1 protein-coding gene is annotated in these 419 nt (G+C 42.7%); it reads right to left on the reverse strand.

Annotation, left to right across the window (positions count from 1 at the left end; genetic code table 11):
• Positions 1–15: 15 nt before the first annotated feature.
• Positions 16–419, reverse strand: a 404-nt coding sequence (locus FMM79_RS05075) for a hypothetical protein (RefSeq protein WP_240338994.1), incomplete at its 5' end; no start/stop codon positions are given.

Below are 419 nucleotides of genomic sequence, written 5' to 3' on the forward strand. Positions count from 1 at the left end.
ACTTAGAATTCAAAATCAGAATTCTTTCTTCCTGCCAGTGCTATCTCTGAATGACTCAACCACTCTTTGAGATTCTTCTTCTGCTCGCATGAAGTCATTCCTGGACAGAAAAAAACCATTCTCAGGCCCACTGGCTTCAGAAAAATTCGTTTCTGCAGCAGACACAGAATCCGCATCAGCAAGAGACGGTTCATCTGTACTTTTTCTCAACCTGTAAAGAGCCTTATCAAACGCAACCAGTGAGATATTCAGGCCGTAACGTTCATTCAGCACAGTCACAATCTCTTCCCTACGGATACCATTTTTCTTCCAGGTTTCTATATCGTTCTTGGAATCCCTGACAGCCGCAATGGCTGTTCTTGGACCAGGGTTAAAATTCGCCATATACCGCCCATAATGTCTTACATTTGTCTCATAAT

The organism is Novosphingobium sp. BW1 (assembly GCF_008107685.1).
GTDB lineage: Bacteria > Pseudomonadota > Alphaproteobacteria > Sphingomonadales > Sphingomonadaceae > Novosphingobium.